The sequence below is a fragment of the Micromonospora sp. RHAY321 genome (assembly GCF_023896955.1).
GTDB lineage: Bacteria > Actinomycetota > Actinomycetes > Mycobacteriales > Micromonosporaceae > Micromonospora.
The window spans coordinates 802949-827954 of record NZ_JAMHIW010000001.1 but is presented as its reverse complement, the minus strand read 5'-3'; the positions used below and the strand labels follow the sequence as shown (position 1 = coordinate 827954).

Below are 25006 nucleotides of genomic sequence, written 5' to 3'. Positions count from 1 at the left end.
CGGGAAACGGGCCGCAATGACGAAACCTCGTGTGGTGATCGTGGGGGCCGGGTTCGCCGGTTACCACGCGGCGAAGACGTTGAGCCGGATCGCCCGGAACCGGGCCGAGATCGTGCTGCTGAACTCCACCGACTACTTCCTGTACCTGCCGCTGCTGCCCGAGGTGGCAGCCGGGGTGATCGAGCCCAGGCGGATCGCGGTGCCGTTGACCGGGACGCTGAAGGGCGTACGGGTGGTCATCGGCGAGGCGGACCACGTCGACCTCCAGAACCGCTGGGTCGGCTTCACCCAGCCGGAGGGGGACAAGAACCGGCTGGCGTACGACCGGCTGGTCCTCGCCGTGGGCAGCGTCAACAAGTTGCTGCCCATCCCCGGGGTGACCGAGTACGCGCACGGCTTCCGTGGCCTGCCCGAGGCGGTCTACCTGCACGACCACGTGGTCCGCCAGATCGAGCTGGCCGAGCAGGCCGAGGACCCGGCCGAGCAGCGGGCCCGGTCCACCTTCGTGGTGGTCGGCGCGGGCTACACCGGCACCGAGGTCGCCGCGCACGGGCAGTTGTTCACCGACGCCCTGCAGGCCCAGCGGCCCCGGCTGACCGTCCGCCCCCGGTGGATGCTGCTCGACGTCGCCGCCCGGGTGCTGCCGGAGCTGGACAAGCGGATGTCGAAGACCGCGCACAAGGTGCTCGACCGGCGTGGGGTGGACGTGCGGATGGGGACCTCGGTTGCCGAGGCGACGGCCGACGGGGTGAAGCTCACCGACGGCGAGTACGTGCCCACCTGCACGCTGGTCTGGTGTGTGGGGGTGCGCCCCGACCCGTTCGTCAACGAGCTGGGCCTTCGCACCGAGAAAGGCCGCCTGGTGGTCGACGAGTTCCTCACCGTCCCCGGCTACCCCGAGGTGTACGCCTGCGGCGACGCCGCCGCCGTGCCCGACCTGACCCGCCCCGGTCAGGTCTGCACGATGACCGCTCAGCACGCCCAACGGCAGGGCACTCTCGCGGCGCACAACATCGCCGCGTCGTACGGCCACGGCCGGCGCAAGCCGTACAAGCACCACGACCTGGGCTGGGTGGTCGACCTGGGCGGCAAGGCCGCGGCGGCGAACCCGCTGCACGTGCCGCTGGCTGGGCTGCCGGCCAAGGCGGTCACCCGCGCGTACCACCTGTTGGCGATGCCGGGCAACCGGACCCGGGTCGGCGCCGACTGGGCGCTGGACGCCACTCTGACCCGGCCGGCGGTCCAGCTCGGCCTGGTCCCGGCCAACGCGGTCCCGCTGGAGAGCACCTCACCCGAGGTCGCGGCCCGCGCCCGTTGAGGACGCCGAACCGGCCGGTCAGCCCTGCTGGGCCGGACCGGCCGGTCTGCGTTGGTCGTCGGGAACGGCCGGCGGGGTGGCGCGTAACCGGCGCGGGCCGTACTCGCGCAGCAGGGTCTGGACGATGCCGGCGGCGGGGATGGCCAGCAGCGCACCGAGCAGGCCGGCCAACTCGGCTGCGAGCAGCACGCTGACCAGCACGGTCAGCGGGTTGAGCCGGACCGCGCGGGACAGGATGAGCGGCTGGAGCAGGTGGTTCTCGAACTGCTGGTAGACCACGAAGAAGACCAGCACCACCACGCCGGCGGTGGGGGAGTGCACGAAACCGGCCCCGGCCGCGATCACCGCGCCGAGTGTCGCGCCGACCAGCGGGATCAGGTCGGCCACGGCCACCAGCAGGGCGATCACGGCGGCGAACGGCACCCCGGTGAGGGTGAGCACCACGAAGGTCAACGCCCCGCAGATCACGCTGATCAGCAGGTTGCCGGTGAGGTAGCCGGTGACACTGCGGGAGACCTCACGGCCCACCCGGCGCAGCCGCTCGGCCTGCCCGTCCCCGGCTGCCACCAGCACACCACGGGTGATCCGCGGCGCCTCCAACACCATGAGGTACGCCAGCACGATGACCGTGACCAGGCCGGCGATCGTCTCCACGACGCCCCGCAGCACGCCGACGGCGGGTTGGCGCAGCCGCTCGCCGAAGTCCCGCACCTGCTCGGAGTGCTCCGAGACGTACTTTCGGGCGCCGGTGCGTTCCAGCAGGTGCCCGAGTGGGCCGCGTCCGGCGCGCGCGTCGCGCAGCAGCTCCGGCGCCCGGTCGGCGAACCGCCCCAGCTCGCCGAGCAGCGGCACCAGGATGACGGCGACGAGGATGGCCAGCGCCACGAACGCGGCGAGGAACACCAGCAGCGTGGCCAGCGCCCGTCGCCGCACGAACCGGCGTTGCAGCCGGTCCACCAGCGGCTTGAGCGCGACGGCGAAGAAGGCGGCCACCACGGCCCAGACGAGCACCCGGCGGGTCGCGTACACGAACGCCAACGCGAACACGGTCGCCAGCACCAGACCGATCACGGTCAGCGTCCGGCGGGCGGTCAACCGGGTGTCGGCGTCGCTCATCCGCCGCGCCTTCCCCGCGCCCACCTCCGGAAACCCGACCCTGTGCCCGTCACCCCCGGGTGCCGCCGGGGAACATCCGGTGATCAGCGCTGGTCGGCGTCGGTGAGCGGGTGGGCGCCGGCGACGAAGCCGTCGAGTGCGGCGGCGTGCAGCAGGCCACCGGGCACGGGGTCGCGCAGGGCGGCCACCGCCAGCCGGCCGACCGGGAGCCCACCGGGTCGGTGCGTCGCGGCGAGCACCAGGTTGCCGTAGCGGCGTCCGCGCAGCATCCGCCGGTCGCCGAGCACGCACACGTCACCGAAGACCGCCCGCAGCGTGGCCACCTGCACCCGGGTGCCGACCAGCGGCGGCAGGTCCGTGACGTTGACCAGGTAGAGCCCGTCGGGGCGCAGGGTCCGGGCCACCTCGGCGGCGAACTCGACGGTCCGCACGTGCCGGGGCATCCGGGCCGCCCGGTAGATGTCGGCGACCACCAGGTCGTACCGGCCCGCCGGGGTGGCGGTGACGGCGTCGCGGGCGTCGGCCACCTCGACCCGCACGTCGGGCGGCAACGGCGGCAGCTCCCGCGCGACCAGTTCGACCACAGCCGGGTCCCGCTCGACGACGCGCTGGGGGGAACCGGGCCGGGTGGCGGCCAACCACCGGGGCAGCGTCAAGGCCCCGCCGCCGAGGTGCAGGACACTCAGCGGGGTGCCCGCCGGTGCGGCCAGCTCCACCGCCGAGGCGATCCGCCGGACGTACTCGAAGTGCAGGTGCCGAGGGTCCTCGACGTCCACGTACGACTGCTCGACGCCGCCGGACAGCAGCATCCGCCCGGTGCGGCGGACCGGGTCGGCGGCCAGCTCCAGCCGGTCGGCGGCACGGTTCATGACCGGCACGCTAGCCGAACCGCCGGCGTACCCCGGCCGTGGCCCGACGGTGCCGCCGGTCGGTGCAGACCTGCGGGCCGGCGGAGCGGGGAAACCCCCGCGTCCGCCGGCCCGTGAACGCCGGTGCGGCCGGTCAGCCGTTGGCCATCCCGGCACCGACCTCGTCGATGGCATCGTCGATCCGGTGGGCGAGGTCCACGTCCAGCGCGGTCACCCCGTCGGCCTGGCGGGTGCGCACGGTCAGCACGGCCGCCGTGTCACCGGGGCGCCCGATGCTCGGGGCGCGCCCGGTCTCGTCCCGCAGCCGGTCGAGCCGGGCGAGCACCCGGTCCAGGTTGTCCGCCGGCAACGCGACCACCCGGTGCAGGGCGTCGCTGTCCCCGGCCCAGTACGGCAGGTCGTCCAGCGCCGCCCGCAACTCGTCGCCGTCCAGGGTGGGTGTGGTGGTGGACGCGCCGACGATGCCGCCGCCGGCCGCCGGGGGGTTCAGCAGTTCCCGCAGGCCGTCGGGCACGTGCAGCGACTCGACCAGGTCGCCGTCGTGGTCGGCGAGCGCGGCCAGCGTCGCCTCGGCCTGGTAGCGGGCCTGCTCCGGCGTACGGCCGCTGATCCGTCCCACCTCGGCCAGGAAGCCGGGCAGGTCGCGGTGCCGCTCGATGCCGTCGACGGGCACAACGTCGTGCAGCGAGTTCGGCACGGCGGCGAGCAGCCGCTGCCGCTCCACCGTGTCCAGGGCGAAGGCCAGCACCAGGACGGTCGCCTCGGTGCCCACCTTCGCGGTCTTGAAGTCGACGCCCGCCCGGCGCCGGACCTCGTCGACGAGGTCGTGGTAGCCCAGGCTGCTCACTCCCGCCGCGCCGGCATCGGCGGACGGTTGCGGCCGAGGATTGTCGGCGGATCCGACCGCCGGCGGGGCCGGTCCGCCGCGCGTGCTGTCCGGCTTGTGCCGTCCGGCCGGTGCCGGGCCGTGCCGCCTGCCCTGATCGAGGCTGGTGAGCTGCTTGGAGGCGCTCAGGCTGGCGCCGAACTCGCTGGGCTGGCGACCCTGCTCGCGGGCCTGCCGGGCGAGCGCCCGGCGCCGCTGGTTGTCGCCCTCCATCTGCTTACGCATGGTGACACCCCTTCCGCTGGGGATCGTGCGTGCGTCCGTCGCCTTCCCGTCGTCCCGGTCGCCGAAACGGACGCCGCCGGGGCGGGTCGGCCGGGCACCGGTGGGCTTCATCCGGCGCGGGTGAGGGGCGCTCACCCGTGCGGCCCGCAGGATCGGGGTCAGGACCGGAGTTCTTCCGAGGTACGCGGAAGGAAGGTCGTCATGAAACGGATCGTCGAGATCGTCCCCGCCAGACCCGGCTGGTACGCCCGCTGGCAGCTCACGCCGGATGCCACCCGGTGTTACCCGGTGAGCCTGTGGGCGCTGCTGGAGGAGGCCGACGGCACCGGCCGGGAAGTGGTCGGCATGGACTGCATCGGCCAGTGGCCGGGCGCGGACGACAACGAGGTGGGTGGGGACTTCGTCCGCTATCTGTACCAGACGCCCGATTCGGGCACCCCCGAGGACGTCGACCCCGCGCCGACCGGCGAGCTGCGCGACAGCGGACCCCGGCTGCAGCCGATGACCGCACCCTAGACATTCCTCCGGCCCCCGACCCCAGGTCCCAGGGTCGGGGGCCACCCCCCTTCACCCGGGGCGGCCCCGTGGGTCGCTCGTCAGCCGATGGCGCGTACGTCGTCGTCGCCGGCGGCCTCGGCCGACAGCAGCTCGCTTAGGCCGGTGCGGTCCAGCATCTGCTGGAGCTGCGCGTTGACCCCGGTCAGCCGGATCGCCCCGGCGGCGCGGTGCACCACCAGCAGCGCGCTGAGCCCGGAGGAGTCGCAGAGGGTCACCCCGGTCAGGTCGATCATCACCTGCTGGTGGCCGTCGCCGTGCAGCTCGGCCGCGGCCGCGATCAGCTCGGGTGCGGTGTCGTAGTCGAGGTCGCCGGTCAGCCGCAGCCGGACGCGCCCGGCGTCGAGCCGGGTCATCTCGATGGTCAACAGCTGGGGGGACATCAGTCCATGTTCCCAGTCGACGGGCCGAACGCAAACCCGGGGTCGCAGTGACGCGCCGGCAGGGTCACCGGCGACCGTCAGGCGGTGGCCGCGGGTGTCTGCGTGCCCGGTCCGGCCACGGGTTGGGCCGCCGGCAGCGGCCGGGCGAGCAGCCCCGCCACGCCCGTCATGTCCAGGATCGCGGCCAGGAAGCGGGGGACCGCCCGCAGCCGGAGCGTCGCGCCGACCTCCTGCCCCTCCCGCCACGCGTGCACGATCACGGCGAGGCCGGAGCTGTCGATGAAGTGCAGGTCGGCGAAGTCCAACACCATGGTCTGTGGCGCCTCGGCGAGCACCCGGTCGACCTCGGCGCGCAGCGGCGCCGACGTCGCGTACGCCAGCTCGCCGCCGACCCGGATCACCGGCCTGTCGGGGTCGAACCGATCGACGGACATGCTCAGCGGTGTGGTCTCGGGTCGCCGCCCCTGGGATAGCATGATCACGCCTTTCCGCCTGCTGCCGGTCCGGCCGGCTCGATCGGGAGCGTAACAATCCACGACCGGGTCCGCTGAGTACGCGGCGCGGGCCGCCAGCCGCCGTGAAGTGCCGCTATCGGCGTACCGGCGTAGGCTGAGCTGGAGAGTTCTGACCACATACGCCGGTTCCGGTGCGGGTTCGGGTGGACGACAAGGAGTGAGGCTCAGCTGGTGACTGCTGCCGACGTCAGGGACTGGGACCCGGGCGACGGACGGATCTCCACGCCGAGTACCACACGGGCCGCGGCGTGGTCCGCCGACGCGCTGTCCCAGCCCGCCGCTCTGCCGCCGCTGGCCCCCGACCGCGGTCTGGCCGCACCCGACTACTGGGCCGAGGTCGTCGAGCATTTCCGTGAGGGCCTGGTGGTCTGCGACGCCGACGGCGTGGTGCGACACGTCAGCCCCGTGGCCGAACGGCTGCTGCCCGAGGTGGTGCCCGGCGAGCTGCTCGCCGCGGCCGGCGTCCCCGGGCTGAGCGACGGACGGCCGGGTGGCTTCGCCCATCGCGGGCACCGGCTCACCGCCCGTCAGGTGCCGCTCTCCGGCGGCCGCTGCTGCTGGTACGTCGAGGACGTCACCGAGAGCGTCAGCCGCGCCGACGCGCTGCTCGCCGAGCGTGCCCGCTCGGCGTTCCTGGCCGTGGTGGGCGACAAGCTGGGCAACCCGCTGCACCCCGACCGGGCCGCCGCGGCGGCCGTCCGGCTCGCCGTGCCGACCCTGGCCGAGGTGGCGGTGCTGGTGCTCGCACCGCGACTGGGACGGGCCCGCTGGTGGCGGGCGTCCCGGGCGGACGACGAGGCGCCGCTGGTGGACAGCGGCGTCCTGGCCGGCGGCGACCTGCCGGCGGCGATCGCCGAAGGGCTGACCGGGGTCGAGCCGCACGCTGTCGACTGGCTGGTGGAGCAGGCGATCGACGCCGGCTGGCTGCCCGGCCTGACCGGCACCGAGAGCACGGCCCGGGTCGTTCCGCTGCCGGGCCGCGACGCCCCGGTCGGTGTGCTCCTGGTCGCCCGCCGCGCCACCCGCTGGTACGACGAGGACGACGTGGAGCTGATCCGCGCCTTCGCGGCCCGGGCCGGCGCGGCGTTGACCACCGCGCTGCTCTACCGCGACCAGGCGGAGGTCGCCGACACCCTCCAGGCCAGCCTGCTGCCGGTGGAACCGGCCGAGACCCCCGGCGTGCAGTGGGGCACCGCGTACCGGCCGGCGCAGGCGGGGCTGCGGATCGGGGGCGACTTCTACGGTTCGCACCAGCTCCCCGACGGTGGCTCGGTGTTCTTCCTGGGTGACGTGTCGGGCAAGGGCGTCGAGGCGGCCGTCTTCACCGGCCAGCTGCGCCAGTGCCTGCAGGCGCTGCACCGGGTGGAGTCGCACCCCGGCCGGTTGCTGCGGCTGCTCAACGACTCGCTGCTGGAGACGACCATGGCGCACGGCCAGGGCCGGTTCGCCACCATGGTGCTCGGTGTGGCCCGGCCGCACCGCGACGGCGGTCTCACCCTCACCATGGCCGGCGGCGGGCACCTGCCGCCGCTGGTGCTGCGCGCCTCCGGCGAGGTGGAGTCGGTGCCGCTGCGCGGCATGCTGATCGGCGTGGTGCCCGATCCGCGCGTCGGCGAGGTCACCGTGCGGCTGGCCCCGGGCGAGACCTGCCTGCTCTACAGCGACGGGGTGACCGAGGCCCGCGGTGGCCGTCGTGGCGACGAGCAGTTCGGCCCGGAGCGGCTGTTCAACGCGGTCACCGGGTGCGAGCGGATGCCTGCGCCCGCCCTGGCCGAGCGGGTGGAGCAGGTCACCTGCGACTGGCTGGCGCACGGCGACCACGACGACATCGCGGTCCTCGCGTTACGCGCGGTCGGGCCGAGCGGGCGGCCATCGCGGCACCTGCACGCGGTGCCCGCACCGGCGGGCACCGACCAGCGGAAGGAGACCCCAGCTTGACCGCCCCGACCACCGCAGCCGACCCGATCGACGCCTACCCCAGTTATCTGGACTGCCTCGCCGACGCCGACGAGTACGCCGCGATCGACGTGGCGCTCGGCCTGCTCGACGCGGGTGTGCCGGCCGAGCGCCTGCTGCTCGACCTGGTCGCGCCGGCCCAGGCCGAGGTCGGCGAGCGGTGGGCGCGCAACGAGTGGAGCGTGGCCCAGGAGCACGCGGCCACCCACATCAGCGAGCGGGTGGTGGCGGCGGTGGCCGTCCACGCCAACCCTCGACCGACGGGTGGACGTGTCGTGGTGGCCTGCATGGACGGCGAGTGGCACGCGTTGCCGCCCCGGCTGGTCGCCGAGGTGCTGCGGCTGCGCGGCTGGCAGGTGACCTTCCTGGGCGCCAGCGTCCCGGCGGCGCACCTGGTGTCGTACCTGCACCGCAACGACGCCCACGCGGTCGCGCTGGCCTGCGCGCTGCCGATGCGGCTGCCGCACGCGCACCGGATGATCGAGGCGTGCCGCCGCTCGGACGTGCCGGTGGTGGTCGGTGGGCGCGGGTTCGGTGTCGACGGCCGGTGGGCCCGCCGGCTCGGGGCGGCCTGGGCGCCGGACGCGCCCTCGGCGGCGGAGCTGATCGCCGACGAGCGGACGCTGCGTCGGGTGCCGCCGGCGCAGTTGTCGCACCTGGCCGATGACGAGTACGCCAGCCTGGTCCGGCGCCGGGCCGAGTTGATCGACAGCGCGCTCGCCGATCTGCGGGAGCACGTCCCGGCCGCGCGCTCCTACACCGCCGCCCAGCTCGACTCGACCGTGAGCGACCTGGGCCACATCCTCGACTTCCTGGCCGCCGCGCTCTACGTCGACGATGTCTCGCTGTTCTCGGAGTTCGTGGCGTGGCTGGTGGGGATCCTGACCAGCCGTGGGGTGCCCGCGGCTGCGGTGGACCTGTCCCTGGCGCACTATTCCGCCGCGCTGCGGGACTTTCCCCGGGCGGTGCACACGCTGGCCCTTGGCCGGGCCGCGTTGGCCGCCGCCGGCGCCCCCACGGCCCGCTGACGGCCCCGCCGGGCATCCCCGGTGATCACCGCGCCCTGCGGCGGGCAGCCCGCCCCTGCGTATACTTGCCGCACTGCAAACGTCCACCCAGCGGTGGAGCGAGGGGGAGCACGGTGACGTTCAGCGTCAGGTACGCCGGTCGCGACGGCGATGGCGTCTGCCTGCGGCTCGCCGGTGAGCTGGACCTGAGCACCGCTCCCGAGCTGGCCGCCGCGATCGACCGGCTCTCCGACGCCGGCGAGCGCCGGGTGCTGCTCGACCTCACCGACCTCACGTTCTGCGACTCCACCGGGATGGCGGTGTTCGTCCGGGGAGACAACCGGGCCTCCGCCGACGGGGGCTGGTTGCGGATCACCGGCGCCACCGGCCGGGTCGAGCGGGTGTTGCGGGTCACCGGTCTCGCCGACGTGCTGCGCTACCAGCCCGACACGACCGACCCGGCGCGCCAGAGCGCCTCCTGATGGGCTAGATTTCCCCGCCAGCGCGGTGACCGTCGGTCCCGTTTCCGTCGATTCGAGGCAGGTAGTGATGGGCGAACAGAGCCCGCAGCCGGTACGCATCCTGGTGGTCGACGACGACCCGGGCGACGTGCTGATGATCGAGGAAGCGCTGGCGGACTCGGATGTCGACAAGGTCATCGACGTGGTCAGCGACGGCGAGGAGGCGATGGAGTTCCTCCGCGCCGAGGGCCGGCACCTGGAGGCCCGGCGGCCGGACGTCATCCTGCTGGACCTGAACATGCCGCGGATGGACGGGCGACAGGTGCTCGGCGCGGTGAAGCAGGACGAGGATCTGCGGACCATCCCGATCGTGGTGCTGACCACCTCCAACGCCGACACCGACATCGTCGGCAGCTACACCCTGCAGGCCAACGCGTACGTCACCAAGCCGATCGACCTGGACGACTTCAACGACGTGGTACGCCGGATCGACGAGTTCTTCGGCCGGGTGGTCGTGCTGCCCAAGCGCGCCTGACCCGTCACCCCGGCGTCGCCCGCCGCGGGGTGCCTCGCGCGCTCGGATGCTGAACATTTTTCCCGAACACCCTCGGCCGCTCCCGTCGCGTCCGAGGATCCAGGTTGGGGAAGTAACAGCAGCTGCCTGGGGGGCGACAGTATGAGGTTCTCCGTCGTTGAGACCGGTTACGACCAGCGGCAGGTCGATTCCTGCCTGGATGAGCTGGGGATCCGGTTGTCCCGGCTCGCCGCGCGGGCGGAAGGCGCCGCCGGGGCCGGTCGGGAGTGGGACGAGATCCGCGAGGAGGCGACCTGGCTCAGCGGGCTGCTCCAGCGGCTGGACCTGGGCGACGCCACGGTCACCCGGCGGGCCGGGGACGCCGTACGGCGGGAGGCGGCCGAGATCCTGGCCCAGGCCCGGTACGAGCTGGACGAGGCCCGCGAGGAGGCTCGGCGGGTGCGGGAGCGGGCGTACGCGGAGGCCGTGCAGGCCCGGCGTGACGTCGAGGCCGCGCTGGACGCCCGCCGGCGACGCGAGGTGTTGGTGGACGAGATCCTCAGCGGAGTGACCGTCGAGCCGCCGGTCCCCGAAGACACCCCGACCGCGGCGGCCGGCACGGGCGTGCCGGCGACCCGGGTGGCCGCCGGCGGCCCGGACGCGGGAGCGGAGCCGCCGAACGGCCGGGACGGCGCACGCAGCCGCTGACTCCTCAGGCGGTGAGCGCCGCCGCGACGGTGCTCGCCCGCTCCTCGTGCTGGGCGTACGCGTCGGGGTAGGCGGAGATCTGTACGGCCTGGGCGGCGGCGGTGACGCTCATGTCCTGCCAGCCCGGGACCTCGTTGAGCGCCGTGTAGAACGCCCTCGCGGCGTACGACGGGCGCATCAGCTCGGCCACCGTGCCCCAGCCGCTGCTCGGTCGCTGCTGGAACAGCCCGACCGAGTCGTGGTCGGAGCCGCTGCCCTGGTTGGTGTACTGCGCCGACTCGGGCAGCACGTCGCTGGCCAGGTTGTACAGGTTGCTCTCCTGCATGGCGGTGGACAGCGCCACCACCAGCGCGCGACGCGGCATCTTCAGCTCGAGGCCGACGTCCACAATGATCTTGGCGTTGTCCATCTGGACCTGGTCGAGGCCGGCGACGGGCCGGGGTCGGCGCGGCTTGACCGGCTTCTTGACCGCCTTGCGGACCACCTTGGGGCTGGGGGTGGGCTTCGCGGTCGGGCTGGGGACGACCCGCATGGGGGCGGCGTCGCGGTCCAGCGACCGGGAGGCGCGCTCGTCGGCGATGGCGGCGCGGTCGGCCACCGCCTCGGCCAGCGGCTCCACGGGGCGGGGGGTGTCGTCGCTGCCCCGGGCGCTGGCGACGGCGGTCAGACCGAGGCAGCAGGTGACACCGGTGGCCAGGGCCACCCGGAGCGACGTCGAGCCCAGCAGGGCGCGGCGGCGGGAGTCGGCGGCCCGGTGACGGCCGATCGTCCGTTCGGTTGAGGCGGCGTCGCCCGACCCGGTGGTCGGGAGCGCGTCGGTCAGCTTCTGGTCGGCGGGGTCGTCGGAATGCACCCGCCGAGGCTAGATACCCCGTCGCCCGCTGCCACCGGCCTATACGGTGGCATGCGCCACAATTTGCCCCGATCTTGAAGGCAATAAGGGGCAACAACTACTCGCAGTGGATCAACCTGGCGGATGGGGCGAGTTGGTTATTCCCGATTCGTCGTGCCAAGGCGGTCACGGCGCGAACCGTCAGCAACGGGTTCAGCCGCCTCTCAGGACTCACCCGTACAGCGGATGGCCGCTCCGCCGAACGGTGGGCGCCCGGCACGCCCGTCCGGTGGACGGGCAGGCCAGGGGTCGTCCACCGGATCAGTGCCGGCCGTTCTCCGCCGGCGTGACCGTCAGCCGGTGCCGGCTGTTGTCACCGCTGGAGAACGGCCACAGCCGGTCGGCGTACTCGACCAGGTCGGCCAGTTGCTGACGGCTCAGGCCAGCGGACGAGATGGAGGCGTGCACGTCGGCCCGGTAGCGGCCGTCGTCGTCGCGCCCCAGCTTCGCCTCGGCCCGCACCTGCACCGTGTGCGCCTCGTTGGTGATCTCCCCGGCCGCCTCCACCGCCGCGTGGTGCAGGCAGGACGCGAAGGCGGCGGCCAGTAGCTGCTCCGGCCTCAACCCCGTGCAGTGCGCTGCCAGCGGCGAGGCCAGCGCGGTGGAGAGCCCGCCATCGTCGGTGCGTACGTGGCCGCCCTCGGCGGTCGCGGTGGCCTCATGAAGCCAGGAACTCGGGTCCGGCATCGCGTTCCTCCCGTCGCTCACCCGCCCGGCTACCCGACGGCTGCCTCGCGAAACGCCGTGGCCAGCACCGTCAGCGCCCGGCGGACCTCTCCGGCCCGTCCACCATCACCGCCGCCTCGGTGGCCTCCATCGCGGCCTGCTCGGTCCACGGCGACACCGGGGCGGGCTGGCGCTGCGCGGGAAGGCCCATCGGCACGTACACCCGGGCGTCCACGGCCTCGGCCAGCACCAGCGCGGCGACCAGGCTGGTCGGCCGGTCCGCCGGGGCCTCGGCCAGACAGGAGCGGCACAGCTCGGCGACCTCCGGCGGCAGGCCGTCGATCTCGGGCAGCGGCTCCGGCGGCAGGCGGCGGCGCGTGGCCAGCAGCTCGGTGGTGCTGTCCGCCCGGTACGGCAGCCGGCCCGTGAGGCTGTAGTAGAGCAGGACGCCGACGGCGTACATGTCGGCCGCCGGGGTGGCCGGCGCTCCGGCGAGCTGCTCCGGCGCCAGGTAAGCGGGCGTGCCCATCAGCAGCCCGTCCGGCACCGGCTCCGGCGCTCCGGCCGGGGTGGCGATGCCGAAGTCGAGCACCTTCACGCCGGAGGGGGTGAGCATGACGTTGGCCGGCTTGACGTCGCGGTGCACGATGCCCTCCGCGTGCGCGGCGGCGAGGGCCGCGCTGACCTCGGCGCAGACCCGTACCGAGATGCGCCAGTCCAGCGGCCCGGCCCGCAGGTGCGCGGCGAGAGTCTCCCCCTCGGCCAGTTCCATGACGATGTACGGCACTCGGCGGCCGGGCAGCACCGAGGAGGTGCCGAAGTCGTGCACGCTGGCCACGTTCGGGTGTACCAGGCGGGCCGCGGATCGTGCCTCCGCGCGGATCCGTTCCACCGGGCCGGACTGGCCGTCCTGCCCGGGTGAGATCAACTTCACCGCGACCGGTCGGTCCAGCACCTGGTCGTGTGCCCGCCACACCTCGGACATCCCGCCAATGCCGATGCGCTGTTCGAGCTGGTACCGCCCGTCCAGCGTGCGCATTGACTGCTCCTCGTTCCCGTCCCGCCAGCGGCGGGTGCCTTCGATCGCGGTACCCGGGCCCAGAGCTGGGCAAACCGTCGCCGGAATCGTGCGCCGTCGAGCCCGCGTACCTCGCTGCGGTGCGTCGGTGGGTGCGGTAGCTTGCGAGCCAGGGCCGGCATCACCCAACGTGCCGACACCGTCACCCGAGGGGACGCCCGATGAGCGAGGTCACCGTACGCTTCGTCGGCGGGCCGGCCAACGGCCTGGTCCGGTTGTTGCCGGCCGGGCCCGACGGCGCCCCGCCGCCTCGCTGGATCATGCGGCATCCGGACGGCACCGGGCCGGTGCAGGCCGGCCCCGACCATCTCTACGAACGGGACCAGCCCGACGGCGCGGGCGGCTGGAGCATGCGGTTCGTTCGCACCGACCCGTTCGGGGTGTCCGAGTGACCTCCGGTCGGGGTTGACCGGTGGTGCCGTCAGTCCACCGTCGGGCCGGCCGCACAGCTGGCGCACAGCGGGCGCAGAGGCCCGGCACAGACGCCGCGGCCACGATGGCGGACATGGTCAAGGACGGGCAGATCGCGCCGAGCCGGATCGAGCTGCGCCGCCCCGACGGCGAACCCGTCCGGGTGCTGGTGGTCGACGACGAACCGACGCTCACCGACCTGCTCTCGATGGCGCTGCGCTACGAGGGCTGGCAGGTGCGCAGCGCCGGCAGCGGCATGGCCGCCGTGAGCACGGCACGGCAGTTCCAGCCGGACGCGGTGGTGCTCGACGTGATGCTGCCGGACCTGGACGGCTTCCAGGTGCTGCGGCGCCTGCGCGAGCAGGCCCCCACCGTGCCGGTGCTCTTCCTGACCGCCCGGGACGCGGTCGAGGAGCGCATCGCCGGGCTGACCGTCGGTGGCGACGACTACGTCACCAAGCCGTTCAGCCTGGAGGAGGTGATCGCCCGGCTGCGCGCCCTGCTGCGCCGCTCGGGCTTCGCGGTCGCCACCCGGGAGGAGGCGGTGCTCACCGTCGGCGACCTCAGCCTCGACGAGGACAGCCACGAGGTACGCCGCGCCGGCCAGTTGATCACCCTCACCGCGACGGAGTTCGAGCTGCTGCGTTACCTGATGCGCAACCCGCGCCGGGTGCTCAGCAAGGCGCAGATCCTCGACCGGGTGTGGAACTACGACTTCGGCGGCCAGGCCAACGTGGTGGAGCTGTACATCTCGTACCTGCGCAAGAAGATCGACGCCGGCCGGGCGCCGATGATCCACACGCTGCGCGGCGCGGGTTATGTCCTCAAACCCGCCGAGTGATCCCGGCGACCGGCCGCGCCGGCACCCGGTGCGCGCCGCCCGCGGGTGGCTGGCCGGCCGGTCCCTGCGTACCCGACTGGTCCTCGCCCTGGTCGCGCTCCTCGCGCTGGTCAGCGTCGCCATCGGCGGGCTCACCACGGTGGCGCTGCGGCACTTCCTGATCGACCGTCTCGACGCCCAACTCGCTCCCGCCGCCGTCATGCGGGGCGACCGCCCGGGCCGGCCGGCCTGGCCGGGCACCGGACGACCGGGCATCCCGCCCGGCTCGCCGCCCGGCACGGTGGTCGCCGACGTCACCGGCGGTCGGGTGACCGCCGCGGCGACCCTGCCCCGCGACGCGTCCAGCGACGACCCCTTTCCGGAAGCCGAGTCGGTGCCGGTCGCGGAGGTCGCCGCGCTGGCCGACCTGCCGGTCGGCGGCCCCCCGCGCACCGTCGACCTCGGTGCGCGCGGCGACTACCGGGCCGTGGCCCAGCAGTTCCGCGACGGCAGGGTACGCGTCGTCGCGCTGCCGCTGGCCGGCGTGCAGGAGACCGTCTGGTGGATGGTCGCCGCGCAGGCCGGGGTGGCGGCCGTCGGGCTCGTCATCGCCGGCGGTGCCGGCGCGCTGATCGTCCGGGCCACACTGCGACCGCTGAACCGGGTCGCCGCCACCGCCACCCGCGTCACCGAACTGCCGCTGGACCGCGGCGAGGTGGCCCTAGCCGTCCGGGTCCCCGCCGCCGACACCGATCCGCGTACCGAGGTCGGCCAGGTGGGCGCCGCGCTGAACCGGATGCTCGGCCACGTCGCCGACGCGCTCGCCGCCCGGCAGGCCAGCGAGACCCGGGTACGCCAGTTCGTCGCCGACGCCAGCCACGAGCTGCGGACCCCCCTCGCCGCGATCCGGGGATACGCCGAGGTGGCCCGGCGCGGCCGCGACGAGGTCCCCACCGACGTGGCGCACGCGCTGAGCCGGGTGGAGTCGGAGAGCACCCGGATGACCAGACTCGTCGACGACCTGCTGCTGCTGGCCCGGCTGGACACCGGCCGCCCGCTCGCCGTCGAACCGGTCGACCTCACCGCCCTGGTGGTCGACGCGGTCAGCGACGCGCACGTCGCCGGCCCCGAGCACCGCTGGCAGCTCGACCTGCCCGACGTGGCGATCCGGGTGCCCGGCGACGACGCCCGCCTGCACCAGGTGGTGGCCAACCTGCTCGCCAACGCCCGGGTGCACACCCCGCCGGGAACCCTGGTGGCCACCACCCTGACCGTCGAGGGGGACGCCGCCGTGCTGACCGTCGCCGACGACGGGCCGGGGGTGCCGCCGGAGTTGCAACCGGAGATGTTCGAGCGGTTCGCCCGTGGGGACAGCTCCCGGTCGCGGGCGCACGGCAGCACCGGCCTCGGTCTGGCGATCGTGGCCGCGGTCGTGGAGGCCCACCGCGGCACGGTCGCCGTGGACAGCCGGCCGGGCCGGACGGTGTTCACCGTCCGGCTGCCCCATCCCACAGCTGACGCATAGTCGGCGCACGGCGGCGGGCCAGGCCAGCGGCCGAGGCTGGCCGCATGGACAGAACAGAGACCCTGCTGACAGCGCCCGCCGAGCCCGACACGGCGCCACCGGCCGCGCGCCCGGGCGACGAGCACCCGGCGGCGCAGCGCCGTTCCCCGGCCTGGAGCCGGCCCGCGCTGGCGGTCCTGCTGCTGGCAACCGGCGTGCTCTACCTCTGGGGGCTCGGCGCCTCCGGCTGGGCGAACTCGTTCTACGCGGCGGCCGTGCAGGCCGGCTCGGTGAGCTGGAAGGCCCTCTTCTACGGCTCGTCGGACGCGGCCAACTCGATCACCGTGGACAAGACGCCCGCGTCGCTGTGGCTGATGGCCCTGTCCGTCCGCGTCTTCGGCCTGAACAGCTGGGCCATGCTCGTTCCGCAGGCGCTCTGCGGGGTCGCCTCGGTCGGCGTTCTCCACGCGACCGTCAAGCGGTGGTACGGGCCGGTGGCCGGCCTGATCGCCGGCGCGGTGCTCGCCGTCACCCCGGTGGCGACGCTGATGTTCCGGTTCAACAACCCCGACGCGCTGCTCATCCTCCTGCTGGTCGCCGGGGCGTACGCCACCGTGCGGGCGGTGGAGTCGGCCGGAACCCGGTGGATCGTGCTGGCCGGCGTGCTGGTCGGCTTCGGCTTCCTGACCAAGATGCTCCAGGCGTTCCTGGTGGTGCCGGTCTTCGCCGGGGTCTACCTGCTGGCCGCGCCGACCGGGCTGTGGCGGCGGGTCCGGCAGTTGCTGCTGGCCGGCCTGGCGGTGGTGGTCTCCGCCGGCTGGTGGGTGGCGATCGTCGAGCTGGTCCCGGCCGGCGCGCGGCCCTACATCGGCGGATCGCAGCGGAACAGCATTCTGGAACTCACCCTCGGCTACAACGGACTGGGCCGGATCACCGGGGACGAGGTGGGCAGCGTCGGCGGTGGGGGTCGGCCCGGTGGCGGTGGTGGCGGCCCGTTCGAGGGGCAGACCGGTCTGCTGCGGATGTTCGGCGGCGACGTCGGCGGTCAGATCTCCTGGCTGCTGCCGGCCGCGCTGATCCTGCTCGTCGCCGGCCTGCTGCTGGCCGGCCGGGCGGCCCGCACCGACCGCACTCGGGCCGGCCTGCTGCTCTGGGGTGGCTGGCTGCTGGTCACCGGCCTGATCTTCAGCTTCATGTCGGGGATCTTCCACGCCTACTACACGGTGGCGCTCGCCCCCGCGGTCGGCGCGCTGGTCGGCATCGGCGTGACGCTGCTCTGGAGGCAGCACCGCCCACTGCCGGGCGACGTCCCGGCCGCTGGCTCGCGGTGGCGGTGGCGTCCGCTGGCCGCCACGGTGACGCTCGCCGGCACGCTGGCGGTGACCGTCTGGTGGGCGTGGGTGCTGCTGGGGCGCAGCCCCGACTGGTACCCGTGGCTGCGGACCACCGTGCTGGTCGCCGGCCTGGTCGGCGCGGCACTGATCCTGCTGGTCACCCGGCTGCCCCGCCGGTTGGTGCCGGTGGTGCTGGGCCTGGGCGCGGCGGCGGCCCTCGCCGGTCCGGCCGCTTACGCGGCGCAGACGGCCGGCACCCCGCACACCGGGTCGATCCCGAGCGCCGGCCCGACGGTGGCCGGCGGCTTCGGGCGGGGTGGCTTCCCGGGCGGGCGACCACCGGGCGGCATGGAGTGGCCGGCCGGCGGCCAGGCCCAGGGCTTCCCGGGTAGCGGCCGCAACGGCGGTCAGGTGCCCGGCTTCCCTGGCGGCGCCCAGCCGCCCGGCTTCCCTGGCGGCGCCCAGAACGGCGCCCAGCCGCCCGGCTCCACCGGTGGTGGGCAGGGTCGCTCGGCCGGCGGCGGCATGGGCGGGCTGCTCGACGCCCGCGAGCCCAGCGCCGCGCTGCGCGAACTGCTGGAGCGCGACAGCGCCGACTACACCTGGATCGCAGCCACCATCGGCTCCAACAACGCCTCCGGTTACCAGCTCGCCACCGGCGACCCGGTGATGCCGATCGGCGGGTTCAACGGCAGTGACCCGTCGCCGACCCTCGCCCAGTTCCAGCGGTACGTGGCCGACGGAAAGATCCACTACTTCGTGGGTGGCGGCGGTTTCCGGGCCAACGGTGGCAGCTCCGCCTCGCAGGAGATCAGCGCCTGGGTCGCGGAGACCTTCACGGCGCAGACCGTGGACGGGGTAACCGTCTACGACCTGAGCAGCGGCAAGGACGCGGCGTGAGCGCCCTCGGCGGGCCCCGGGCCGTCGTCCAGGCCGTGCCCACGGCCGCCGGCGTGGTGCTGGACGTGGTGATCCCGGTCCACAACGAGGAGACCGACCTGGGGCCGTGCGTACGGCGGCTGCACGCGCACCTGAGCGAGCACTTCCCGTACCCGTTCCGGATCACGGTCGCCGACAACGCCAGCGTCGACGACACCCTGAAGGTCGCCGAAGGGCTTGCCGGTGAGCTGCCCGGCGTCGAGGTGCTGCACCTGGACGCCAAGGGCCGGGGGAGGGCCCTGTCCGCCGCCTGGTCCGCGTCGTCCGCGCCGGTGCTGGCGTACATGGACGTGGACCTCTCCACCGACCTGGCGGCGTTGCTGCCACTGGTCGCGCCGCTCATCTCCGGTCACTCCGACCTGGCGATCGGCACCCGGCTGGCGCGTACCTCCCGGGTGGTGCGCGGCGCGAAGCGGGAGGTGATCTCGCGGGCGTACAACCTGCTGTTGCGCGGCGCGCTGGCGGCGCGGTTCTCCGACGCGCAGTGCGGGTTCAAGGCGATCCGCGCGGACGTGGCCGGCGGGCTCCTTCCGCTGATCCAGGACACCGGTTGGTTCTTCGACACCGAGCTGCTGGTGCTCGCGCAGCGGGCCGGGCTGCGCATCCACGAGGTGCCGGTGGACTGGGTCGACGACCCGGACAGCCGCGTCGACATCGTGGCCACCGCGCTGGCCGACCTGCGGGGTATGGGGCGGCTGGGCCGGGCGCTGCTGACCGGCGCGCTGCCGTTGACCGAGTTGCGCGCGCAGCTGGGCCGGGCGCCGCTGGCCGCCTCGCCGGCTCAGGTGCCGGTCGGGCTGCCCCGGCAGTTGGTCCGGTTCGCCGCTGTCGGGGTGGCCAGCACGCTGGCGTACCTGCTGCTTTTCGTGGCCACCCGGGGCACGCTCGGAGCGCAGCCGGCGAACCTGCTGGCGCTGCTGGTCACGGCGGTGGCGAACACGGCCGCGAACCGGCGGCTGACGTTCGGCATCACCGGGCGCCGGCACGCCGGCCGGCACCACGTGCAGGGCCTGCTGGCGTTCGTGCTGGGCCTGGCGCTGACCAGCGGCTCGCTGGCCGTGCTGCACGCGGTCGACGCCGCGCCCACCCGGTCGGTGGAGCTGGCCGTGCTGGTGGGCGCGAACCTGGCCGCCACCGTGCTGCGCTTCGTGCTGTTGCGCCTCGGCATGCACCACCGGCGGGAGTGAGCGCCGGTCAGCCGCCGGCCGTGCCCAGCACCTCCGCGAGGACCTCGACGACGCGTCGCGTGTGGCGCCCGTCGGGGTCCTCGTCGACGTTCAGGTCGGTCACGCTTATGCCGAGCAGCCGGTCGGCGCGGGCCAGCGGGGTGACCAGCGCGACCAGATCGGGCCAGCGCAGCCCGTCCGGCTCGGGATAGGTCACCGCCGGCAGGTCGCGCGGGTCCACGGCGTCCAGGTCGAGGTGCAGCCAGGCCGGCCCGTCCCCGCCCGCCGCCAGGCCCGCGCCGACCGTTCCGGCGCCCATTGCAAGCAGCTCCGGGGCGGGCACCTGGTGGATCGCCGGGTCGATCCGCGCCGTCTCGGCCCGGCTGCTGTCGTCGGTGGGTGGCCGGTGCCCGAGCAGGTGGACGCTGCCGGGGTCGAGCAGCGGTCCGTCCTGCCCGATGGCGGCGGCCGGGCCGTGCCCGGTGACCACCGAGAGGTCCATGTCGGCGGCCTCACCCGTCAGCGAGGTCGCGCCGTCGAAGAAGTCCGGGTGACCGTCGACGAACCACAGCTCCGTCGTGCGGGGCAGGGCGCGGCAGATGCCGGGCAGGATGGCGCAGTCCCCGCCGAGCACCAGCGGCCGACGACCCTCGGCCATCAGTGCCGCGATGCGGGCGGTGACAGCCTCGCCGGCGCGGCGCAGACCGGCGGCGCCGATCAGGCCGCTCGCCGGGTCCCGGGCCGGGTCCCGCAACAGCGCCTCGTCGACCCGGCCGCCGTCGTCGGCGCCCAGGGCGTCCACCAGACCGGCGCCGCGCAGCGCGGCCGGAGCCCGCTCCTCACCGCGGCCGGCCCCGGAGGAGTCCAGCGGTACGTCGACAACCACCCAGCGCACGTCCGCAGCGTATCGGCGGGACGGTCACCGGGTTGCGGCGTCGGCGAGGATCGCCTGAAGTCGCGCCCGGCATTCGGCGACGAACGCGGGATAGGTGTGCCGGTAGTACGAGACGCCGCTGACGCCCACCGCGATGGCCCAGGCCCGGGCGCGCGTCCACGTCGCCTCGTCGAGGCTCAGCGCGTCCCAGTAGGCCCGTCGGGCCTGCGGTGGCAGGTCCCAGACCGGGGCGTGCTCGGCGTCGGGAAACCCGACCGAGAGGGCGCCGAAGTCGATGACCGCGTGGAGCTTGCCGTCCTGCACCAGGATGTTGGTGGGCCGGAGGTCACCGTGCAGCCACACGTGTGGGCCGGAGGGTTCCGGCAGGGCGAGCGCGGTGCGCCACAGCCGTTCCAGGGTCGCCACGTCGAGCGTGTCGTCGGCCCGGCAGTCGTCGAAGTACGTGCTGGCTGGGTCGTCCCACGCCTGGAGGGGGCCGCCGCGGTACCAGCTGAGCCCGTCCGCGCGGGTCGCTCCCATCAGGTCGACCCCGTGCAGTTCCCGTACGAACGTCGCCAGGTCGCCACCGAAGGCGGCCCAGTCCCGGACGGTGTCCGGGGTGGGCTCGTGCCCGTCGATCCAGCGATACACCGCCCAGGGGATCGGGTACGCGGCGATGGGCGTGCCGGCGTGGACCGGACGCGGGACCGAGCACCCCAGTAGCGGCGCCAACCGGGGGAGCCACTCCTGCTCCGTGCGCAGCGACCGGGCCTTGTCGACGGTTCGTGGAAGGCGCAGCAGCAGGTCGTCGCCGAGCCGGTACATCGTGTTGTCGGTGCCGGCTCCGGCCGGCGACAGCGGCAGGTCGGCCCACTGCGGGCACTGCGCCCGCAGCAGCGACCGGACGACCGTCTCGTCGATCGCGACCTCGTCCTGGTGCAGCGTCATGCCGGAGATCATTCCGGGCGGACGCCAGGGGACGCCAGCGACTTCCGGTCGCATCCCTGTGGCGTGCCTGGGAGTCCGCCGATGTGCCCCGTACGACCTCGGCGATCAGCGTACGGTGGCAGACAAGTCCGGCTTTCTGGGTCAAAAGCCTCACCGCTGCACGCCCGGGACGCCGGTGTCGAGACGGGCGAGGGGAAGGAGCGATCGGTGATCCATCTGGCCTACCTGGACGCGGGATCCGGCAGCCTGATCGTGCAGGCGGTGGTCGGCGGGGTGGCCGGGGCCGCGGTCGCCGCCAAGCTCTACTGGCGGCGACTGGTCGACCGGTTCCGCCGGCAGCCCACCGACCAGCGGTGAGCCGGCCCGTACCGGCGATGGCGACCGCACCCACCGAGGTACGGCCCGAGCCCGCGTCCTTCCGTGACCCGGCCAACCGGGTCTTCCACGTCGGCGACGAGGTGCTGCGCGGGCTCGACACGCAGGCGGCCGAGCACTGGCGGGCACTGACGGCGAGCGTGTTCTTCCCGGCGCTGGTGGCCGGGGGCAAGGTCTGCGCCACCGAGGACGCCCCACCGGCGCTGGTGCCCACCGCCGCCGGGGCGCCGTGGGCGGCGGTGCTGCGCCACGAACGCATCCCGTTCGTCTCCCACCCGTACGAGTGGTCCTTCACCATGCTGCGCGACGCCGCGCTGCTGCACCTGGAGATCCTGCGCGACGCGCTCGCCGACGGCTTCACCACGAAGGACGGCTCGGCGTACAACCTGCAGTGGCGCGGCACGGACCCGGTCTTCATCGACGTCGGCTCCTTCGAGCCGGTGCGCGACGGCGAGCCGTGGGCTGGCTACCGGCAGTTCTGCCAGACGGTGCTCTATCCGCTGCTGCTCACCGCCCACCTGGGAGTCGACTTCCAGCCGTGGCTGCGCGCCCAGGTCGACGGCATCGAGGCCGACCAGCTCCGCCCGCTCTTCGCCGGGGCCCGCCGGCTGCGCCCCGGCGTGCTCACCCACCTGCACCTGCACGGTGCGATGCAGCAGCGCAACGCCGCCGCCAGCACGACCGACGTACGCGCCCAGCTTCGGGCCGCCGGCTTCTCCCGGGAGCTGCTGCTGGCCACCGTGCGCGGCATCGAGAAACTCGTCCGCAAGCTGGACCACCGCCCTCCGGTCAGCCACTGGTCGGACTACCAGCGCACCTGCGGCTACTCGGCCCAGGACCGGGCGGCCAAGGAGCAGTTCGTGACCGCCGCGCTGACCGCCGGCACCCGGCCCCGCCTCGTGCTCGACCTCGGCGCCAACGACGGCCGGTACTCGCGGCTGGCCGCCGAGCACGCCGACTACGTGGTGGCCGTCGAGCAGGACCCGGCCGTGGTCGACGACCTGTACCGGGCGCTGCGGGCCGAGGGTCAGCGGCGGATCCTGCCGCTGGTGCTGGATCTCGCCGACCCGTCGCCCGGTGGCGGCTGGCGCGGCGTCGAGCGGGCCGGCTTCGCCGAGCGCGCGGCGGCCGACACGGTGCTCGCCCTGGCCGTGGTGCACCACCTGGCGATCGGGCGCAACGTGCCGCTGCCGGAGGTGATCGACTGGCTGGCCGGGCTGACCGCCCCGGGCGGTGCCGTGGTGGTGGAGTTCGTCCACCCACAGGACCCGATGGCCGGTCGGCTGCTGGCCAACAAGCCCGATGGTCTCTTCCCCGACTACCAGCGCGACGTCTTCGAGCGGCTGCTCGCCGCCCGGGGCCGGATCACCGACCGGGTCGAGCTGCCGTCGGGCACCCGCACGCTCTACCGGGCGGTGATGGGTGGCTGACCCGGCCTCCGAGACCCCGCCGCCGACGACCCCGCCGACGACCCAGCCGACGACGGCCGACCGGTGGGACCGCGGGTGGCGCGGTGAGGTGGGCCGGATGCTGGAGGTCGCCGCGCTGGTCGGGCTGGTGGTCACCCAACCGCTGCTGGACGTGCTCGGCCGCAGCCCCGACTTCTTCCTCTTCCACCGCGCCGACCCCGGTCAGATCCTGCTGCTGGTCGCCCTCGTGGCGGTGGCACCCACCGTCGGAGTCGCGCTGCTCGGCGCACTCAGCCGCCTCGCCGGCCGGACCGTCCGCGCGCTCACCCACACCGGGCTGGTCGGGCTGCTGCTGGCCGCGCTGGCCGTGCAGGTGGGCCGGCACGCGACGCCGCTGCGGGGCGTACCCCTGCTGCTGGTCGCCGGGCTGGCCGGCGCTGCCGGCGCGGTCGCGCACCGGCGGTGGCGGGCGCCGGGCCGGGTGCTGCGACTGGCCGCCGCCGGCCCGGTGGCCTTCGTGGCGCTCTTCCTGCTCGTCTCACCCACCTCGGCGGTGGTGCTGCCGCGCGGCGACGGCGGCGCGGCCGGCACCGCGCAGGGCACGGGCGTGCACCCGCCGGTGGTCATGCTGATCCTCGACGAGCTGCCGCTGGTCAGCCTGCTCGGCGCCGACGGCCGGATCGACGCGGCCCGGTTCCCGCACTTCGCCGAGCTGGCCGAGGCGTCGACCTGGTACCGCAACGCCACCGGCGTCAGCGGCTGGACGCCCAACGCGCTGCCGGCGATGCTCACCGGCCGCTACCCGGCGCGGTCGGTCGCGCCGCACTACTCGCAGTACCCGGACAACCTCTTCACCGCCTTCGGCGGGCTGTACGACGTCCACGCCCAGGAGAGCATCACGCGGCTCTGCCCGCCCAGCCGCTGCGAGCAGCCGGTCAGCCCCGAACAGGGGCTCGGCGTGCTGGTGCGGGAGACCGGCAGTCTCCTCGGCCAGGTCGCCGGGCCGACCGAGACCCGGGTCGACCCGGAGGACTCCTACCGGGAGCAGACCCGTGCCGAGGCCGGCCTGGACGCCGCCGAACCGGTGCCGGCCGACCCGAAGTTTCGCTGGGACAGCCTGGACGACAACCAGCCGGCCCGGTTCACCAGCTTCCTCGCGGGGCTGAAACCGGAGCCCCGACCGGCCCTGCACTTCCTGCACCTGCTGATGCCGCACTCGCCGTGGACGTTCCTGCCCTCCGGCGCCCGCTACGACGCCCCCGAGGACCTGCCCAGCGACGGCGCCGGCTGGGTCGAGCTGGCCCGGCAGCGCCACCTGGCCCAGCTCGGCTACACCGACCGGCTCATCGGCGAGACGCTGCGGACGCTGCGCGCCAGCGGCCTCTACGACCAGGCGCTGGTCGTGGTCACCGCCGACCACGGGGTGAGCTTCCGCGCCGGCGCCCAGGGCCGGGGCATGGACGCGATCAAGGCCGCCGCCGGGGAGGTGGCGTGGGTGCCGATGTTCGTCAAGGAACCCCGGCAGCAGACCGGCCGGGTCGACGACCGCAACTGGGAGCACATCGACCTGCTGCCGACCGTCGCCGACGAGGCCGGCGTCCGGCTGCCGTGGCGGGTCGACGGCCGGTCCGCCCGGCAGGCCCCGCGCACCGACGGCACGAAACACTTCTACGACCGCCCCGGCGAGCCGGTGACCTTCCCCGGTGGGCTGCCCGCCCCGCCACCGCTGCCGACGCCGCACCCGCTGGTGGGCACCGAGGTCCGCGCCGGACCGGCCGGCGGCAGCGCCACCGTGGCCGACCTCGCCGCGTTCCGGGCCATGGATCCGGACACCGGCACCATCCCGGCCCTGGTCTGGGGTGACGTGCCGGGCCGCATACCGGACGGCACACTGCTGGCGGTGGCGGTCAACGGCCGGATCGGCGCGGTGGTCCCAGTGGTGCCGGTCGATCCGGGCGGACGCCGATTCGCCGCGCTGCTCACCGACGACAAACTGTTCCGGGCCGGTACCAACCAGCTCGACGTCTACCAGGTCGCGACGGACGGTACGCTGCGACGCCTTGCCCTCTCGTGAAAC

General features: G+C 74.4%; 25 protein-coding genes. 15 read left to right on the top strand and 10 right to left on the bottom strand.

The genetic code is table 11. The features are described 5' to 3' along the window. Window positions 1–16: 16 nt before the first annotated feature. Entirely contained in the window at window positions 17–1318 is a 1302-nt protein-coding gene (locus M8C17_RS03825) for an NAD(P)/FAD-dependent oxidoreductase (RefSeq protein WP_252414909.1), read from the top strand. An 18-nt stretch (window positions 1319–1336) separates the two neighbouring features. Here the strand turns inward: M8C17_RS03825 and M8C17_RS03820 are convergent, their stop codons facing one another. The 3 genes from M8C17_RS03820 to M8C17_RS03810 form a co-directional block, all read right to left on the bottom strand. Next, a complete protein-coding gene (locus M8C17_RS03820) occupies window positions 1337–2434 on the bottom strand; it encodes an AI-2E family transporter (RefSeq protein WP_252414908.1) in 1098 nt (365 codons plus the stop codon). Window positions 2435–2517: 83 nt separating this feature from the next. Continuing rightward, the gene (locus M8C17_RS03815; RefSeq protein ID WP_252414907.1) at window positions 2518–3303 is read right to left on the bottom strand and encodes a fused MFS/spermidine synthase; all 786 of its coding nucleotides are present in this window, start codon (window positions 3301–3303) and stop codon (window positions 2518–2520) included. 133 nt (window positions 3304–3436) lie between these two features. Continuing rightward, the gene (locus M8C17_RS03810; RefSeq protein WP_252414906.1) at window positions 3437–4414 is read right to left on the bottom strand and encodes a DUF2267 domain-containing protein; all 978 of its coding nucleotides are present in this window, start codon (window positions 4412–4414) and stop codon (window positions 3437–3439) included. A 201-nt stretch (window positions 4415–4615) separates the two neighbouring features. On the opposite strand from M8C17_RS03810, the gene M8C17_RS03805 reads away from it, so the two are divergent. Further along, window positions 4616–4930, top strand: a complete 315-nt coding sequence (locus tag M8C17_RS03805; protein ID WP_252414905.1) for a hypothetical protein — start codon at window positions 4616–4618, stop codon at window positions 4928–4930. A gap of 80 nt (window positions 4931–5010) precedes the next feature. Here the strand turns inward: M8C17_RS03805 and M8C17_RS03800 are convergent, their stop codons facing one another. After that, window positions 5011–5352 carry an STAS domain-containing protein gene (locus tag M8C17_RS03800; protein ID WP_252414904.1) on the bottom strand — a complete coding sequence of 114 codons (342 nt, stop codon included), beginning with the start codon at window positions 5350–5352 and terminating at the stop codon, window positions 5011–5013. A gap of 77 nt (window positions 5353–5429) precedes the next feature. After that, window positions 5430–5786, bottom strand: a complete 357-nt coding sequence (locus tag M8C17_RS03795) for an STAS domain-containing protein (protein ID WP_252414903.1) — start codon at window positions 5784–5786, stop codon at window positions 5430–5432. Window positions 5787–6038: 252 nt separating this feature from the next. On the opposite strand from M8C17_RS03795, the gene M8C17_RS03790 reads away from it, so the two are divergent. The 5 genes from M8C17_RS03790 (at window position 6039) to M8C17_RS03770 (ending at window position 10513) form a co-directional block, all read left to right on the top strand. After that, complete coding sequence (locus tag M8C17_RS03790; protein ID WP_252414902.1) at window positions 6039–7805, top strand: PP2C family protein-serine/threonine phosphatase; 1767 nt, start codon at window positions 6039–6041, stop codon at window positions 7803–7805. After that, entirely contained in the window at window positions 7802–8851 is a 1050-nt protein-coding gene (locus M8C17_RS03785; protein ID WP_252414901.1) for a B12-binding domain-containing protein, read from the top strand. The genes M8C17_RS03790 and M8C17_RS03785 overlap by 4 nt, the downstream gene beginning before the upstream one ends. A gap of 113 nt (window positions 8852–8964) precedes the next feature. Beyond that, window positions 8965–9312 carry an STAS domain-containing protein gene (locus M8C17_RS03780; protein ID WP_252414900.1) on the top strand — a complete coding sequence of 116 codons (348 nt, stop codon included), beginning with the start codon at window positions 8965–8967 and terminating at the stop codon, window positions 9310–9312. A gap of 67 nt (window positions 9313–9379) precedes the next feature. Continuing rightward, window positions 9380–9826, top strand: a complete 447-nt coding sequence (locus M8C17_RS03775) for a response regulator (RefSeq protein WP_252414899.1) — start codon at window positions 9380–9382, stop codon at window positions 9824–9826. A gap of 141 nt (window positions 9827–9967) precedes the next feature. Next, on the top strand, window positions 9968–10513 hold the full coding sequence (locus M8C17_RS03770) for an ATPase (RefSeq protein WP_252414898.1): 546 nt from the start codon (window positions 9968–9970) through the stop codon (window positions 10511–10513). A gap of 4 nt (window positions 10514–10517) precedes the next feature. Here M8C17_RS03770 and M8C17_RS03765 read toward each other — a convergent pair whose 3' ends face one another. From M8C17_RS03765 to M8C17_RS03755, 3 genes are all read right to left on the bottom strand, one after another. Then, the gene (locus M8C17_RS03765) at window positions 10518–11366 is read right to left on the bottom strand and encodes a hypothetical protein (protein ID WP_252414897.1); all 849 of its coding nucleotides are present in this window, start codon (window positions 11364–11366) and stop codon (window positions 10518–10520) included. Window positions 11367–11666: 300 nt separating this feature from the next. Then, the gene (locus M8C17_RS03760; protein WP_252414896.1) at window positions 11667–12092 is read right to left on the bottom strand and encodes an OsmC family protein; all 426 of its coding nucleotides are present in this window, start codon (window positions 12090–12092) and stop codon (window positions 11667–11669) included. A 70-nt stretch (window positions 12093–12162) separates the two neighbouring features. Next, window positions 12163–13110 (bottom strand): serine/threonine-protein kinase, encoded by a 948-nt coding sequence (locus tag M8C17_RS03755; protein ID WP_252414895.1) that lies wholly within the window; start codon window positions 13108–13110, stop codon window positions 12163–12165. A 200-nt stretch (window positions 13111–13310) separates the two neighbouring features. Between M8C17_RS03755 and M8C17_RS03750 the strand changes: the two genes are divergently transcribed. From M8C17_RS03750 to M8C17_RS03730, 5 genes are all read left to right on the top strand, one after another. Then, entirely contained in the window at window positions 13311–13541 is a 231-nt protein-coding gene (locus M8C17_RS03750; RefSeq protein WP_252414894.1) for a hypothetical protein, read from the top strand. Window positions 13542–13654: 113 nt separating this feature from the next. Further along, window positions 13655–14401: a response regulator transcription factor gene (locus M8C17_RS03745; protein WP_252414893.1), complete on the top strand. Its 747-nt coding sequence runs from the start codon at window positions 13655–13657 to the stop codon at window positions 14399–14401. After that, a complete protein-coding gene (locus M8C17_RS03740) occupies window positions 14379–15905 on the top strand; it encodes a sensor histidine kinase (RefSeq protein ID WP_374556987.1) in 1527 nt (508 codons plus the stop codon). Before M8C17_RS03745 ends, M8C17_RS03740 begins: the two co-directional genes overlap by 23 nt. A gap of 44 nt (window positions 15906–15949) precedes the next feature. Then, entirely contained in the window at window positions 15950–18118 is a 2169-nt protein-coding gene (locus M8C17_RS03735; RefSeq protein ID WP_252414892.1) for a glycosyltransferase family 39 protein, read from the top strand. Further along, window positions 18115–19344 carry a bifunctional glycosyltransferase family 2/GtrA family protein gene (locus M8C17_RS03730; protein ID WP_252414891.1) on the top strand — a complete coding sequence of 410 codons (1230 nt, stop codon included), beginning with the start codon at window positions 18115–18117 and terminating at the stop codon, window positions 19342–19344. The genes M8C17_RS03735 and M8C17_RS03730 overlap by 4 nt, the downstream gene beginning before the upstream one ends. 7 nt (window positions 19345–19351) lie before the next feature. Here M8C17_RS03730 and M8C17_RS03725 read toward each other — a convergent pair whose 3' ends face one another. Together M8C17_RS03725 and M8C17_RS03720 are read right to left on the bottom strand one after the other, a co-directional pair. After that, entirely contained in the window at window positions 19352–20218 is an 867-nt protein-coding gene (locus M8C17_RS03725) for an arginase family protein (RefSeq protein ID WP_252414890.1), read from the bottom strand. Window positions 20219–20242: 24 nt separating this feature from the next. Then, on the bottom strand, window positions 20243–21145 hold the full coding sequence (locus M8C17_RS03720; protein ID WP_252414889.1) for an aminoglycoside phosphotransferase family protein: 903 nt from the start codon (window positions 21143–21145) through the stop codon (window positions 20243–20245). A 207-nt stretch (window positions 21146–21352) separates the two neighbouring features. On the opposite strand from M8C17_RS03720, the gene M8C17_RS03715 reads away from it, so the two are divergent. Genes M8C17_RS03715 through M8C17_RS03705 form a run of 3 tightly spaced genes read left to right on the top strand, consistent with a single transcriptional unit; the run spans window position 21353 to window position 25003 of the window. Continuing rightward, a complete protein-coding gene (locus M8C17_RS03715) occupies window positions 21353–21502 on the top strand; it encodes a hypothetical protein (protein ID WP_007459587.1) in 150 nt (49 codons plus the stop codon). A 17-nt stretch (window positions 21503–21519) separates the two neighbouring features. Next, window positions 21520–22950, top strand: coding sequence for a bifunctional 2-polyprenyl-6-hydroxyphenol methylase/3-demethylubiquinol 3-O-methyltransferase UbiG (locus tag M8C17_RS03710; protein ID WP_252415080.1), 1431 nt, complete (start codon window positions 21520–21522; stop codon window positions 22948–22950). Further along, the gene (locus M8C17_RS03705; RefSeq protein WP_252414888.1) at window positions 22943–25003 is read left to right on the top strand and encodes a sulfatase-like hydrolase/transferase; all 2061 of its coding nucleotides are present in this window, start codon (window positions 22943–22945) and stop codon (window positions 25001–25003) included. Before M8C17_RS03710 ends, M8C17_RS03705 begins: the two co-directional genes overlap by 8 nt. The last annotated feature ends 3 nt before the right edge of the window (window positions 25004–25006 follow it).

What these genes read in the sequence shown, in the direction of transcription:
- M8C17_RS03825 (WP_252414909.1), top strand. Translation starts at nt 17, where the DNA reads ATGACGAAACCTCGTGTGGTGATCGTGGGGGCCGGGTTCGCCGGTTAC.
- M8C17_RS03820 (WP_252414908.1), bottom strand. Translation starts at nt 2,434, where the DNA reads ATGAGCGACGCCGACACCCGGTTGACCGCCCGCCGGACGCTGACCGTG.
- M8C17_RS03815 (WP_252414907.1), bottom strand. Translation starts at nt 3,303, where the DNA reads ATGAACCGTGCCGCCGACCGGCTGGAGCTGGCCGCCGACCCGGTCCGC.
- M8C17_RS03810 (WP_252414906.1), bottom strand. Translation starts at nt 4,414, where the DNA reads ATGCGTAAGCAGATGGAGGGCGACAACCAGCGGCGCCGGGCGCTCGCC.
- M8C17_RS03805 (WP_252414905.1), top strand. Translation starts at nt 4,616, where the DNA reads ATGAAACGGATCGTCGAGATCGTCCCCGCCAGACCCGGCTGGTACGCC.
- M8C17_RS03800 (WP_252414904.1), bottom strand. Translation starts at nt 5,352, where the DNA reads ATGTCCCCCCAGCTGTTGACCATCGAGATGACCCGGCTCGACGCCGGG.
- M8C17_RS03795 (WP_252414903.1), bottom strand. Translation starts at nt 5,786, where the DNA reads ATGTCCGTCGATCGGTTCGACCCCGACAGGCCGGTGATCCGGGTCGGC.
- M8C17_RS03775 (WP_252414899.1), top strand. Translation starts at nt 9,380, where the DNA reads ATGGGCGAACAGAGCCCGCAGCCGGTACGCATCCTGGTGGTCGACGAC.
- M8C17_RS03770 (WP_252414898.1), top strand. Translation starts at nt 9,968, where the DNA reads ATGAGGTTCTCCGTCGTTGAGACCGGTTACGACCAGCGGCAGGTCGAT.
- M8C17_RS03760 (WP_252414896.1), bottom strand. Translation starts at nt 12,092, where the DNA reads ATGCCGGACCCGAGTTCCTGGCTTCATGAGGCCACCGCGACCGCCGAG.
- M8C17_RS03755 (WP_252414895.1), bottom strand. Translation starts at nt 13,110, where the DNA reads ATGCGCACGCTGGACGGGCGGTACCAGCTCGAACAGCGCATCGGCATT.
- M8C17_RS03750 (WP_252414894.1), top strand. Translation starts at nt 13,311, where the DNA reads ATGAGCGAGGTCACCGTACGCTTCGTCGGCGGGCCGGCCAACGGCCTG.
- M8C17_RS03745 (WP_252414893.1), top strand. Translation starts at nt 13,655, where the DNA reads ATGGTCAAGGACGGGCAGATCGCGCCGAGCCGGATCGAGCTGCGCCGC.
- M8C17_RS03740 (WP_374556987.1), top strand. Translation starts at nt 14,379, where the DNA reads ATGTCCTCAAACCCGCCGAGTGATCCCGGCGACCGGCCGCGCCGGCAC.
- M8C17_RS03735 (WP_252414892.1), top strand. Translation starts at nt 15,950, where the DNA reads ATGGACAGAACAGAGACCCTGCTGACAGCGCCCGCCGAGCCCGACACG.
- M8C17_RS03720 (WP_252414889.1), bottom strand. Translation starts at nt 21,145, where the DNA reads ATGACGCTGCACCAGGACGAGGTCGCGATCGACGAGACGGTCGTCCGG.
- M8C17_RS03710 (WP_252415080.1), top strand. Translation starts at nt 21,520, where the DNA reads ATGGCGACCGCACCCACCGAGGTACGGCCCGAGCCCGCGTCCTTCCGT.